Below are 12,668 nucleotides of genomic sequence, written 5' to 3' on the forward strand. Positions count from 1 at the left end.
TCGGTAGGGGATGTGATTGTTGTGGCTATCAAGAGCACAATCCCTTCGAGTGATATTAAGAAAGGCGCTGTTTCAAAAGCAATCATCGTTCGTACGAAGAAAGAGATCCGTCGTGCCGACGGCTCCTATATCCGCTTCGACGATAATGCCTGCGTGCTGCTGAACAATGCCGGTGAGTTAAGAGCAAGCCGTATTTTCGGGCCGGTTGCCCGTGAATTGCGTGCTACGAACATGAAAATCGTTTCCTTAGCTCCCGAAGTATTATAATCTATTAATCAATCACAGGCAATGAGTAAATTACATATAAAGAAAGGCGATACGGTTTACGTCAATTCCGGCGAAGACAAAGGAAAGACCGGCCGCGTGCTTGAGGTTCTGATAAAGAAGAACCGCGCCGTGGTGGAAGGAGTAAACATGGTATCGAAGCATACCAAACCCAACGCCCAGAACCCAAATGGAGGAATCGAGAAAAAAGAAGCATCCGTGCACCTCTCGAATCTGAACCCGGTGGATCCTAAAACCGGTAAACCTACCCGCGTTGGACGCAAAGAAAATAGTAAAGGCAAATTGGTTCGTTACGCTAAAAAATCGGGGGAGGAGATTAAATGAGTACTACAGCATACGAAGTAAGTTTAAAAAAGGACTATAAAGAGCGTATTGTTCCCGCGCTGGTGAAAGAATTCAGCTACACCACCGTAATGCAGGCTCCCAGACTGGAGAAGATCGTGATCAACCAGGGATTGGGGATCGCTGTAGCCGATAAGAAAATTATCGAAACAGCCATCAACGAGCTGACCACCATCACCGGACAGAAAGCGGTAGCTACTGTATCACGTAAGGATATTTCGAATTTCAAACTGCGTAAGAAAATGCCTATCGGTGTACGTGTAACGCTGCGTCACGATAAGATGTATGAGTTCCTCGAAAGGCTGGTACGTGTGGCTTTGCCCCGTATCCGTGACTTCAAGGGAATCAATGCCAAACTCGATGGAAGAGGCAATTACACGTTGGGTATCGAAGAGCAGATCATCTTCCCGGAGATCAATATCGATAATATCTCCCGTTTGCTGGGAATGAACATCACATTCGTGACCACTGCCGCTACCGACGAAGAGGGATATGCCCTCCTGAGAGAATTCGGATTACCTTTTAAAAATGCACAACAATCGCAATGAGCTAAGTGAGCATAGGGCAAGTTTACTTGTACTATGCCATAGCGAGCGATTGACTAAATGAAATTGAACTAAAAATCAGTAGATAATGGCAAAAGAATCAATGAAAGCCCGCGAGGTGAAGAGAGCCAAGATGGTTGCCCGCTACGCCGAGAAAAGAGCTAAATATCTGGCGGAAGGCGATTACGAAGCGCTTCAATCCATACCGAAGAATGCCTCACCGGTCCGTCTGCATAACCGTTGCAAACTCACCGGCCGCCCCAAAGGATACATGCGCCAGTTTGGCATCTCACGGATCCAGTTCCGCGAAATGGCATCCAAAGGGTTGATACCCGGGGTAAAGAAAGCAAGCTGGTAAATTCAGTTGTTATTCGGTAGTTATTCAATTGTAATTCGGTTGTAATTCGATTGTACTACGTGCGAAGCATGAATAACAGCGCAGCGAATAACGTGAACGAAGTGAACTAAATATTGTCCCGGCAGTCGGGATCAATTTAAATTTTTTATATATGACAGATCCAATAGCAGATTATTTGACGCGGCTAAGAAATGCCATCATGGCCAAGCACAGAGTGGTGGAAGTACCCGCATCAAATTTAAAGAAAGATATCACTAAGATACTTTTCGAAAAGGGGTATATACTGAACTATAAGTTCGTGGAGGATGGCCCCCAGGGCAGCATTATGATCGCCTTGAAATACGATCCGGTAAACAAAGTGAATGCAATCAAGAAACTTGAACGTGTTTCTACTCCCGGTTTGCGTAAATACGTGGGATATAAGGATATGCCACGTGTACTCAACGGTTTGGGTATTGCCATACTGTCTACTTCAAATGGAGTGATGACCGATAAAGAAGCCCGCGAACAGAAAGTGGGCGGAGAAGTTTTATGTTTCGTTTATTAATTTGAAGGAGAGAGAGTATGTCAAGAATAGGAAAATTACCCATTACAGTGCCTGCAGGAGTTGCAGTGACTGTAGGAGAAGATAATGTGATTACGCTGAAAGGCCCGAAAGGGGAACTTTCTCAGCATGTGAGTGGCAATATGAAGATTGAAGTAAACGATGGCGTGCTGACCATTGAACGTCCCGACGATGAAAGGGAAAGCCGTTCGTTGCACGGTCTTTACCGCTCTTTATTGAACAACATGGTGATCGGTGTTTCGGAAGGTTTCCGCAAGGAACTGGAACTGGTGGGTGTGGGTTACCGCGTAACCAACAACGGCCAGATACTGGAGTTGTCATTAGGATATACACACAGTATTTTCTTGCAATTGCCCGGTGAAATCAAGGTAGAAACCAAGATGGAGAGGAACAAGAATCCGCTCATAATCCTGGAGTCTTGTGACAAACAATTACTGGGCCAGGTATGTGCCAAGATCCGTTCATTCCGTAAACCGGAACCTTATAAAGGAAAAGGTGTACGTTTCGTAGGTGAACAGATACGTCGCAAATCCGGTAAGACGGCATCTAAATAACATGTAAACTGAATTCACTATGTTGACAAAGAACGAAAGAAGATTAAAGATAAAGACCCGTGTACGCGGTAAAGTACACGGTACTCCCGAGAGACCCCGCCTCTCGGTATTCAGAAGCAATAAACAGATTTATGCCCAGGTGATCGACGATACCACCGGCAAGACATTGGCATCGGCATCTTCCCTGAAAATAGAGGAAAAACTTCCCAAGAAAGAGATCGCGGCCAAAGTGGGTGAACTGATTGCTCAGAATGCACGGGAAGCCGGAGTAGAATTGGTGACATTCGACAGGAACGGTTACCTCTATCACGGACGTATTAAAGAATTGGCAGATGCAGCCCGTAAAGGCGGACTTAAATTTTAACGATCATGGCAGGAGTAATAAATAAAGTAAAGACAACCAACGATATTGAACTGAAAGACCGTTTAGTGGCAATCAACCGTACCACCAAGGTAACAAAGGGTGGTCGTACGTTCACATTTGCCGCAATGGTTGTGGTAGGAAACGAAGACGGCATCATTGGCTGGGGTCTGGGTAAAGCAGGTGAAGTAACGACGGCCATCGCCAAGGGTGTGGAAGCTGCCAAGAAAAACCTTATCAAAGTCCCGGTATATAAAGGAACTATTCCTCACGAGCAGGTTGCCCATTTTGGGGGCGCCGAAGTATTCCTGAAACCGGCCGTTACCGGTACCGGAGTGAAAGCAGGGGGTGCTATGCGTGCTGTGCTCGAGAGTGTGGGTATCACCGACGTGCTGGCTAAATCGAAAGGATCATCCAATCCGCACAACCTCGTGAAAGCGACGATTGCAGCGCTGACCGAGTTGAGAGATCCCCTTACGGTGGCCCAGAACAGGGGAGTGAGTTTAGAAAAAGTGTTTAACGGATAAAAAGAGATCTTGAAATGGCTACAATAAAAATTAAACAGACAAAGAGCAGAATCGGAGTTCCTAAAGATCAGAAAAAAACGCTGGACGCTTTGGGACTTACCAAAATGCAACGTGTGGTGGAGCATGAGGATACTCCTTCTATCCGGGGACTCGTACGCAAAGTGCAGCACCTGGTTACAGTGCTTGAAGGTTAAAAGTTGAAATTTTGCCTGTGAGAGTGAACAGAAAAGAAGCCTGAAGTGAAGAAGTTTAGAAGTATAGAATTTTGAATCTTAATTTTTTACTTTTAGTTTTTAGTTTTTAGTTTTTCACTTTTGGCTCTTAACTCTTGGCAATTAGTGGATAATAAATAATAAATAAAGACAATATACAATGGATTTATCGAATTTAAAACCGGCTGAAGGTTCAACCAAGACCCGCAAACGGATTGGCCGCGGCCCCGGATCGGGAAAAGGGGGCACTTCTACCAAAGGACATAAAGGACAGAAATCAAGATCGGGTTACTCAAAGAAAGTCGGTTTCGAAGGGGGACAGATGCCTTTGCAGCGTCGCTTACCCAAATTCGGATTCAAACCCCTGAATAGAGTTGAATACAAAGCCATCAATCTGGAAACATTGCAGGCATTGGCAGAGGCGAAGAACCTCACCCAAATCAATCCTGAGGTGTTGGTGGAGGCAGGACTTGTTTCCCGCAAGCATTCAGTGAAAATTCTTGGTAGAGGAACTTTGTCTGCTAAGTTGGAAGTATCGGCTCACGCCTTTTCCAAGACAGCCGAAGAAGCCATTACTTCTGCAGGTGGAACCGCCGTAAAACTCTAATGAAATGGGATTTGTACAAACAATAAAGAATATATGGAAGATAGAAGACCTTCGGAAAAGGCTTATTATCACCATAGGTTTTGTTGCTATTTACCGGTTTGGCTCGTTCGTCGTGCTGCCGGGAATTAACCCGGAACAACTCGTGGCATTACAAGCAAATGCCAGCACAGGGCTGTTGAGCCTTCTCGACATGTTCTCCGGAGGAGCATTTTCCAATGCATCTATCTTTGCATTGGGGATCATGCCTTACATCTCCGCATCCATTGTGATGCAGTTGCTGGGCATTGCCGTGCCTGCGTTCCAGAAGATGCAGCGTGAAGGTGAGAGCGGACGTACCAAAATCAACCAGTACACCCGTTACCTCACGGTGGCCATCTTGCTCATACAGGGACCGGCCTATCTCTACGGAGCCGTAGGGAGTGCCATCCCTGGCGGTTTCTGGGATTGGATATTGCCTTCTACGGTAATCCTTGCCGGTGGTAGCATGTTTGTGCTGTGGCTGGGTGAACGCATCACCGATAAAGGGGTTGGGAACGGCATCTCGTTTATCATCCTTATTGGTATCATTGCCCGTTTACCCCATGCTCTGGTGGCTGAATACGACCGGTTGATCGATGCCCCGGGAGGATTAATCCTGCTCTTGCTGGAATTGTTGTTCCTTGTAGCTGTAACTGCTGCCGCCATCATGTTGGTGCAAGGTGTCAGGAAAGTGCCTGTACAGTATGCTAAACGCGTTGTAGGTAACAGGCAGTACGGAGGTGTGAGGCAATATATCCCGTTGAAGGTAAATGCCGCCAATGTAATGCCTATCATCTTCGCCCAGGCGATCATGTTTATCCCCATTACCATCGCGCAGTTCTCTGCACGTGAGGGAGGGGGATTCTGGGCCTCGTTGATGGATTTCACCAGTTTCTGGTATAACTTCATTTTCGCTATGCTGATCATCGCTTTCACCTATTTCTATACGGCAATAACGGTGAATCCGGTGCAGATGGCAGAAGACCTGAAACGTAACAATGGTTTTATACCGGGAGTAAAACCGGGAAAAAGAACGGCTGAGTATATCGACACTATCATGTCGAGAATCACACTGCCCGGATCGGTTTTCCTGGCTATAGTCGCCATCTTGCCTGCTTTTGCCGGGTTAATGGGCATCAACTCCCAGTTTGCCGCGTTTTTCGGTGGTACATCGCTGCTGATTCTCGTAGGTGTAGTACTCGATACATTGCAACAGATAGAAAGTCACCTGTTGATGCGTCATTATGACGGTTTCCTCAAATCGGGAGCCAAGATTAAAGGCCGCACAGGCTCAATAGCTGCTTATTAAAAATTGAAAGGATTACCTGAATAGATGAATAATAACGTGATCATATTGAAAACCGACGAAGAGATCGAATTTATGCGTGGTGCGAATCGCCTGGTAGGAATGACGCTCGGAGAGTTGTCTAAACATATCCGTCCGGGAATCACCACGCTCGAACTCGACCGGATCGCGGAGGAATTTATCAAGGATCATGGTGCTTACCCTACCTTTTTGGGTTATGGCGGTTTTCCCAATTCAATCTGTACTTCCGTCAACGAAAACGTGGTGCATGGAATTCCCAATAACAAACCGTTACAGGAGGGTGATGTCATCTCTGTCGACTGCGGTACCAAATTGCGGGGTTATTGTGGCGATTCGGCCTACACTTTCTGTGTGGGAGAGGTGAGTGAAGAAGTGAAAACACTTCTGCGTATTACCAAAGAATCGCTCTACAAGGGCATTGAACAGGCGAAGGAAGGAAACAGGATTGGAAATATCGGTGAAGCGGTTCAGACCCATTGCGAGAAGCACGGTTATGGGGTGGTACGCGAATTGGTAGGCCATGGAATCGGACGGGAAATGCATGAAGCGCCGGAGGTTCCTAACTACGGACGTCGCGGGATCGGCCCCGTCATTAAGAACGGAATGTGTATTGCCATTGAACCGATGATCAATATGGGGGGCAAGAAAGTGGTGTTTGAAAATGACGGATGGACGGTGCGAACTAAAGACCGCAAACCGTCGGCCCATTTCGAACATACTGTCGCTATCCGCAATGGCAAGGCCGATATATTATCTACATTCGAATTTATTCAGGAAAATAACTAAAACGGAGTATTCATTCATGGCTAAACAAGCAGCGATAGAACAAGACGGAACCATCATCGAAGCATTATCGAATGCGATGTTCCGTGTGGAACTGGAAAACGGACATGAAATTACCGCCCATATCTCCGGCAAGATGCGGATGCATTATATACGCATATTACCCGGTGACAGGGTGAGGGTGGAAATGTCTCCCTATGACCTTTCGAAAGGAAGGATCTCGTTCAGGTATAAATAGGTGGAAAGGTGGAAAGGTGGAAATCTGCGAGTAAGTGAGGGCAAAGGAAGTTTACTTACATTTGCCGAACGATAGCAGGTTGCGCGAAGCGAAAGGTATTTTGTAGTGAAAAATACGTAAATTTGCACTTTAAAACTGAAACAGTGTAAAAAAAGAATAAAAATATAGATAATTTTCTGATCTTTGTAGTTACGATTTGGCGTAACAGCCTTTGACAACCAGAAAGGTTTGAAAAATAAAACAGGTATAATCGTATGAAGGTAAGAGCATCATTAAAGAAACGTACGGCCGATTGCAAAATAGTGAGAAGAAAAGGCCGTTTGTATATTATCAATAAAAAGAATCCTAAGTTCAAGCAACGTCAGGGGTAAGTCAATAGTTATTCGCACCTCGTGCGTTATTCGCTTTGCTGTTATTCGGCTTCGCCGTTATTCATGCTTCGCATGTAGTTGCAATCGAATAACAATCGAATAACGATCGAATAACAACTGAATAACAATCGAATAACAAATAACTATAAGTAATATATGGCAATAAGAATTGTAGGTGTCGATCTGCCGCAAAATAAAAGGGGTGAAATAGCGCTCACATATATCTATGGCATTGGCCGCAGCGCAGCTAACACCATTCTGACAAAAGCAGAAGTTGACAAGAACATCAAAGTGAAGGACTGGTCTGATGATCAGGCAGCCCGTATCCGTGAGATCATCTCTACCGAATTTAAAGTAGAGGGAGATCTTCGTTCCGAAGTACAGTTAAATATCAAACGATTGATGGATATTGGTTGCTATCGCGGTATTCGCCACCGTATCGGTTTACCCGTACGCGGACAAAGTACCAAAAATAACGCCCGTACCCGTAAGGGAAGAAAGAAAACCGTTGCTAACAAGAAAAAAGCTACTAAATAACAGATAAGGTAACATGGCAAAGAGAACAGTTGCAGCAAAAAAGAGAAATGTGAAAGTGAGCGCGGTTGGACAAGCGCACATCTCATCATCATTCAATAATATCATTGTTTCATTGACCAATGACAATGGAGAGGTGATCAGTTGGTCATCTGCCGGGAAAATGGGTTTCAGAAGCTCTAAAAAGAATACTCCCTACGCGGCCCAGATGGTTGCGCAAGATTGCTCTAAGGTAGCATACGACCTGGGATTGCGTAAAGTGAAGGCTTATGTGAAAGGTCCGGGTAACGGACGTGAGTCGGCTATCAGAACCATTCATGGTGCAGGTATCGAAGTGACTGAAATCGTAGATGTGACTCCGCTTCCGCATAACGGATGCCGTCCGCCCAAAGCAAGAAAAGTGTAAGTTTAATCGAGTAATAATTTAAGTTTCATTTATCTTGAAACTTGAGCTGTGATTGATTACACCACAACTTCTCTGTAATCGCGGCTGCACAGTTTAGGCTTCAGTTTTTAAAGTTTAATTTGTAAAATGGCTAGATATACCGGTCCAAAATCAAAAATCGCCCGTAAATTCGGCGAACCTATTTTCGGCCCCGATAAAGTTCTCTCAAAGAAGAACTATCCCCCGGGACAGCATGGAAATTCACGCAGGAGAAAAACGTCTGAATATGGTATCCAGTTGCGGGAAAAACAACGGGCAAAATATACTTATGGCGTGCTGGAAAAACAGTTCCGCCTTACATTCGAAAAAGCAGTACGCAGCCGCGGAGTTACCGGTGAGGTATTGTTGCAATTATTAGAATCGCGCTTAGATAATATCGTGTACCGCCTGGGTATCTCTCCTACAAGGGCCGGAGCCCGTCAGTTGGTATCACACCGTCATATTGTAGTGAACGGTAAAGTTGTCAATATCCCTTCTTATACAGTGAAACCCGGTGACGTAGTCGGCGTAAGGGAAAAATCAAAATCGTTGCTGGTTGTAGCCAATGCACTGGCAGGATTCAATCACAGTAAATATCCCTGGCTGGAATGGGACAAAGGTACGTTGAACGGAAAAGTGTTGCACATACCTGAAAGAGCCGACATTCCGGAAAATATCAAAGAACAACTCATCGTAGAATTATATTCTAAACAATAATTTCATGGCAATATTAGCATTCCAAAAACCCGATAAGGTAATCATGTTACAGGAGGACGCGTTCTCCGGTAAATTTGAATTCCGCCCGCTGGAACCGGGATACGGCATTACCATAGGCAACGCCTTGCGCCGGATCCTGCTTTCTTCGCTGGAAGGATTCGCTATCACATCGGTGAAGATTGAGGGCGTGGATCATGAATTCGCGACCATTCCCGGGGTGATAGAGGATGTAACAGGTATTATCCTTAATCTGAAAAAAGTAAGGTTCAAGAGGATAGTGGAAGAGTTTGAGACAGAAAAAGTAAGCATCGCTATTTCGGGAACGGAAGTGTTTAAAGCCGGGGATATTGGTAAACTGCTGACCGGTTTCGAAGTCCTGAATCCCGAACTGGAGATCTGCCATATGAACAAAAAAGCAGACCTGCGTCTTGAGTTGACGATCAACAAAGGACGGGGTTATGTGCCGGCCGACGAAAACCGGGAACTGATTGCTTCGGACGATGTGCAGACCCTTGTGATCGACTCTATTTACACTCCGATCCGTAACGTAAGTTTTGAAGTAGAAGACTACCGTATCGAACAGAAAACGGACTACGAGAAACTCACCATTGAGATTAAGACCGATGGATCCATCCAGCCCAAAGAGGCGTTGAAAGAAGCGGCCAAGATATTGATCCAGCATTTCGTGTTGTTCTCCGACGAGAATAAGATCATGCTGGAAACATCCGATGCCGAAAGCATTGAAGAGTTCGATGAAGAAGTACTCCACATGCGTCAACTCCTGAAACGTAAGTTGTCTGACCTCAACCTGTCGGTGAGGGCATTGAACTGCTTGAAAGCCGCCGATGTGGAAACGCTCGGACAACTGGTTTCACATAACAAGAACGACTTGCTCAAGTTCCGTAACTTCGGAAAGAAATCGCTGACCGAACTCGATGAACTGCTCAACAGCCTGAAGCTTACGTTCGGCATGGATATATCGAAGTATAAATTAGATAAAGACTAAAAATTGCAATGAGACATAATAAAAAAAATAATCATTTGGGACGTAAAACTGCGCACCGTTCGGCCATGTTATCCAATATGGCCAGCTCGCTCATCATGCACAAGCGCATCTTTACTACGGTTCCCAAAGCCAAAGAATTGAGAAAATACGTAGAACCCCTCATCACCAAGAGCAAGGAGGATACTACCCATTCACGCCGCGAAGTTTTCAGCAAGTTGCAAAGCAAGACTGCCGTCACGGAATTATTCCAGACCGTATCGCAGAAAGTGGGAGACCGCCCCGGTGGATATACCCGTATCATTAAAACCGGATTCCGTTTGGGTGACAATGCTTCCATGTGCTTCATCGAACTGGTTGACTTCAACGAAAATATGTTGGGCGATGGCAAAGCAGCCAAGAAGACAAGGACCCGCCGTTCACGCAGGAAAGCATCCGATGCTGCTGTGGCTGCCGATGCTCCGAAGACAAAGAAAGCCAAAGAGGTGGCAGAAGTCAAAGAAGTGGCAGAAGCCGAAGAGAGCGTGAAGGAAGAAGCCGTAAAAGTGGAAGAATCCCCCGCTGCTGAAGTGAAAACTGAAGAGCCCGTTGCTGAACCGGAGGTAAACGAAGAACCTGCCGGAGAAGCGGAACAAAAGACAGAGGAAGGCGAATAAAAAGCCTTGCCTTCTCACGAGAAACGCTGTGGGTACATCGTCATGAAGGCGGAGACCTAAAAAACTCAGTCGATAATGTATTTGCAGCGAAGCTGTGATTTTTAAAATGTTAAACATTAAAGAAAAGCGCCGCAAGTGATTTGTAGCGCTTTTTCGCTTTTTATCCCCCCTTACTGTCAACTTTTTATACCGACAACTGTTTACTATTCGAAGACTATGGTGCGACCCCTGGCCGGGTAGCCGCCGGGTTATCATATTAAGGATTTCAAAGTTGATGTTGCAGTTTAAGTAACATAAAGAGGAGCATATATGAAAAAGATTGTTGTCATAGGTTGCGGTTTTGGCGGATTGCAGTTCGTCAATCATCTAAAAAAGGGACAGTTTGATATTATTGTAATCGACAAGATAAACCATCACCAGTTTCCTCCTTTATTCTATCAGGTGGCGGCTTCTCAAATCGAGCCTTCCACCGTTTCGTTTCCCATCCGGAAAATATTCCAGAAACGGCGCGATGTCCGCATCCGTTTGGCCAATGTGCTCTCAGTGAATGCCGAAGAGAAGTATGTGGAAACCTCTGTCGGCCGGTTTCCTTACGATTATCTGGTGATTGCCACCGGCACGCGCACCAACTTCTACGGCAATGCGCAGGTGGAAAATAATTCACTCGTGCTGAAGTCGACCTATCAGGCGATCAATGTGCGGAATGCCATCCTCTCCAATTTCGAGAAAATATTGTCAAACAGAGATAAAGAGGCTTTGTATAATATAGTGATCGTAGGGGGAGGAGCTACCGGCGTGGAGTTGGCAGGCGCCTTTGCAGAGATGACTAGGGAGATACTGCCAAAGGATTACCCCAATATCGATTCCGGCAAGGTGAATGTCTACCTGTTGGAGGGTAGTCCGCATACCCTTTCCAATATGAGCAGCTTCGCGCAGCAATATTCCGAAAAATATCTCCGGTCGATGGGCGTGATCGTGAAGACCGGCACCATTGTAAAAAATTATGACGGGGAGCAGGTTATCCTCAATAACGGCGAGGTTATCCCCACCAATAACGTGATCTGGTCCGCCGGTGTGACAGGAAATGTGATTGAAGGCATTCCCTCCGGTTCGGTATTGCCCAACGGCAGGATCAGGGTGGACCGTGCCAATAGGGTAGAGGGGCTGCCCGATGTGTTTGCCATCGGCGATGTGGCCTATATGGAAACCGAAAAGTATCCCAAAGGGCATCCGCAGTTGGCCAATGTGGCGATCGGGCAGGGGAAGAACCTGGCAAAGAACCTGCAGAAGATCGAAGAGGGGAAAACAGACCTCAAACCCTATGAATACCGCAACTTGGGCACCATGGCCACCGTGGGCAGGAACAAGGCGGTGGTGGACCTTCCCTTCATGAAGTTCAAAGGCCGGTTTGCCTGGCTTGTATGGATGTTCCTCCACCTGATGCTGATCCTGAGTGTCCGCAATAAGATCGTCGTCTTCATCAACTGGGCATGGAATTATGTCACCAAAAACAACTCGTTGCGACTGATATTGAAAGATAGTGATTGAACTATTTTAGGAGATAGTCAATTGGTATCCTTTATATTTTATCGTATCTATCCGTACCTGTGCGTCCTGCTTAAAAAATTTCCGTAATTTGGAAATTGCGTTCATTATGCTGGGATCCCCTTTGGCGGTATACTCTTTTCCCCATATTTCATTGGACAACGTTTCATTGGATAGAGGCTCATTCTTGTTTTTCCACAGTAATACCAGCATATTTTTTTCCAAGGGTTGCAATTTCCCCAGTAGAGTATCATCATAGTACAATTGCCTTGTTGCGGAGTTCAACAGATAGTTGCCTATCGGAATCTCTTTCGTGACACTGCGTTTATTCGCGAAACGTTTTATATAGACATCCAACTCCTTTATATCAAAAGGCTTTTTCAGATAGTGTACACCACCGGCACCAATTCCTTCGGTGACATAATCAATTTCATGATGCGATGAGACAAACAGGATAGGAATGTCCGGAAAGAGCACTATTAATTCTTTTGCTTTTTTAATACCGTTTTCTTCACCAATTTCCACATCCAACAAAATAGTCGAAGGCGAAAAATTTCGAATGGCCTCTTCTATCCCTGCCAGTGATGTTTGAAAATGTACCTTATAGCCTAAGCGCGCAAGTGTCATACTCTGCATTTTTCCAAACTTCAGGTCATCATCTACCAATATAATTTTAATGGTATCCATAGGCTTGTT

At 45.5% G+C, this 12,668-nt stretch carries 21 protein-coding genes; 20 read left to right on the top strand and 1 reads right to left on the bottom strand.

Annotated features, from left to right (window positions below):
- The 20 genes from rplN to ABV001_RS09605 form a co-directional block, all read left to right on the top strand.
- The coding region (gene rplN, locus ABV001_RS09510; protein WP_352422591.1) for a 50S ribosomal protein L14 at positions 1-267 on the top strand (267 nt) is incomplete at its 5' end.
- Positions 268-288: 21 nt separating this feature from the next.
- Positions 289-609, top strand: coding sequence for a 50S ribosomal protein L24 (rplX, locus tag ABV001_RS09515; protein WP_323424574.1), 321 nt, complete (start codon positions 289-291; stop codon positions 607-609).
- On the top strand, positions 606-1,175 hold the full coding sequence (rplE, locus tag ABV001_RS09520; protein ID WP_323424575.1) for a 50S ribosomal protein L5: 570 nt from the start codon (positions 606-608) through the stop codon (positions 1,173-1,175). Before rplX ends, rplE begins: the two co-directional genes overlap by 4 nt.
- A gap of 85 nt (positions 1,176-1,260) precedes the next feature.
- Complete coding sequence (gene rpsN / locus ABV001_RS09525; protein WP_323424576.1) at positions 1,261-1,530, top strand: 30S ribosomal protein S14; 270 nt, start codon at positions 1,261-1,263, stop codon at positions 1,528-1,530.
- 151 nt (positions 1,531-1,681) lie between these two features.
- Positions 1,682-2,077, top strand: coding sequence for a 30S ribosomal protein S8 (gene rpsH / locus ABV001_RS09530; protein WP_323424577.1), 396 nt, complete (start codon positions 1,682-1,684; stop codon positions 2,075-2,077).
- A 17-nt stretch (positions 2,078-2,094) separates the two neighbouring features.
- Positions 2,095-2,649, top strand: coding sequence for a 50S ribosomal protein L6 (gene rplF / locus ABV001_RS09535; protein WP_352422592.1), 555 nt, complete (start codon positions 2,095-2,097; stop codon positions 2,647-2,649).
- A gap of 19 nt (positions 2,650-2,668) precedes the next feature.
- On the top strand, positions 2,669-3,013 hold the full coding sequence (gene rplR, locus ABV001_RS09540; RefSeq protein ID WP_323424579.1) for a 50S ribosomal protein L18: 345 nt from the start codon (positions 2,669-2,671) through the stop codon (positions 3,011-3,013).
- 5 nt (positions 3,014-3,018) lie between these two features.
- Positions 3,019-3,537 (top strand): 30S ribosomal protein S5, encoded by a 519-nt coding sequence (rpsE, locus tag ABV001_RS09545; protein ID WP_323424580.1) that lies wholly within the window; start codon positions 3,019-3,021, stop codon positions 3,535-3,537.
- Positions 3,538-3,551: 14 nt separating this feature from the next.
- Positions 3,552-3,731 (top strand): 50S ribosomal protein L30, encoded by a 180-nt coding sequence (rpmD, locus tag ABV001_RS09550; RefSeq protein ID WP_352422593.1) that lies wholly within the window; start codon positions 3,552-3,554, stop codon positions 3,729-3,731.
- Positions 3,732-3,909: 178 nt separating this feature from the next.
- Complete coding sequence (gene rplO / locus ABV001_RS09555; protein WP_323424582.1) at positions 3,910-4,356, top strand: 50S ribosomal protein L15; 447 nt, start codon at positions 3,910-3,912, stop codon at positions 4,354-4,356.
- A 4-nt stretch (positions 4,357-4,360) separates the two neighbouring features.
- A complete protein-coding gene (gene secY / locus ABV001_RS09560) occupies positions 4,361-5,683 on the top strand; it encodes a preprotein translocase subunit SecY (RefSeq protein WP_352422594.1) in 1,323 nt (440 codons plus the stop codon).
- A gap of 36 nt (positions 5,684-5,719) precedes the next feature.
- The gene (gene map / locus ABV001_RS09565; protein ID WP_323424688.1) at positions 5,720-6,487 is read left to right on the top strand and encodes a type I methionyl aminopeptidase; all 768 of its coding nucleotides are present in this window, start codon (positions 5,720-5,722) and stop codon (positions 6,485-6,487) included.
- A gap of 16 nt (positions 6,488-6,503) precedes the next feature.
- Entirely contained in the window at positions 6,504-6,722 is a 219-nt protein-coding gene (gene infA, locus ABV001_RS09570) for a translation initiation factor IF-1 (RefSeq protein WP_019541318.1), read from the top strand.
- Between the two features lie 254 nt (positions 6,723-6,976).
- A complete protein-coding gene (gene ykgO, locus ABV001_RS09575; protein ID WP_076929107.1) occupies positions 6,977-7,093 on the top strand; it encodes a type B 50S ribosomal protein L36 in 117 nt (38 codons plus the stop codon).
- A 156-nt stretch (positions 7,094-7,249) separates the two neighbouring features.
- The gene (gene rpsM, locus ABV001_RS09580; RefSeq protein WP_352422595.1) at positions 7,250-7,630 is read left to right on the top strand and encodes a 30S ribosomal protein S13; all 381 of its coding nucleotides are present in this window, start codon (positions 7,250-7,252) and stop codon (positions 7,628-7,630) included.
- Positions 7,631-7,643: 13 nt separating this feature from the next.
- Positions 7,644-8,033, top strand: coding sequence for a 30S ribosomal protein S11 (rpsK, locus tag ABV001_RS09585; RefSeq protein WP_323424585.1), 390 nt, complete (start codon positions 7,644-7,646; stop codon positions 8,031-8,033).
- A 126-nt stretch (positions 8,034-8,159) separates the two neighbouring features.
- On the top strand, positions 8,160-8,768 hold the full coding sequence (gene rpsD, locus ABV001_RS09590) for a 30S ribosomal protein S4 (RefSeq protein ID WP_323424586.1): 609 nt from the start codon (positions 8,160-8,162) through the stop codon (positions 8,766-8,768).
- Positions 8,769-8,772: 4 nt separating this feature from the next.
- The gene (locus ABV001_RS09595; RefSeq protein ID WP_352422596.1) at positions 8,773-9,774 is read left to right on the top strand and encodes a DNA-directed RNA polymerase subunit alpha; all 1,002 of its coding nucleotides are present in this window, start codon (positions 8,773-8,775) and stop codon (positions 9,772-9,774) included.
- Positions 9,775-9,782: 8 nt separating this feature from the next.
- On the top strand, positions 9,783-10,427 hold the full coding sequence (gene rplQ, locus ABV001_RS09600) for a 50S ribosomal protein L17 (RefSeq protein WP_352422597.1): 645 nt from the start codon (positions 9,783-9,785) through the stop codon (positions 10,425-10,427).
- 309 nt (positions 10,428-10,736) lie between these two features.
- Positions 10,737-11,975 carry an NAD(P)/FAD-dependent oxidoreductase gene (locus ABV001_RS09605; RefSeq protein ID WP_352422598.1) on the top strand — a complete coding sequence of 413 codons (1,239 nt, stop codon included), beginning with the start codon at positions 10,737-10,739 and terminating at the stop codon, positions 11,973-11,975.
- A gap of 6 nt (positions 11,976-11,981) precedes the next feature.
- Here the strand turns inward: ABV001_RS09605 and ABV001_RS09610 are convergent, their stop codons facing one another.
- A complete protein-coding gene (locus ABV001_RS09610; protein WP_352422599.1) occupies positions 11,982-12,659 on the bottom strand; it encodes a response regulator transcription factor in 678 nt (225 codons plus the stop codon).
- Positions 12,660-12,668 lie beyond the last annotated feature (9 nt).

It is taken from the genome of Proteiniphilum sp., from assembly GCF_040307845.1.
Lineage (GTDB): Bacteria > Bacteroidota > Bacteroidia > Bacteroidales > Dysgonomonadaceae > Proteiniphilum.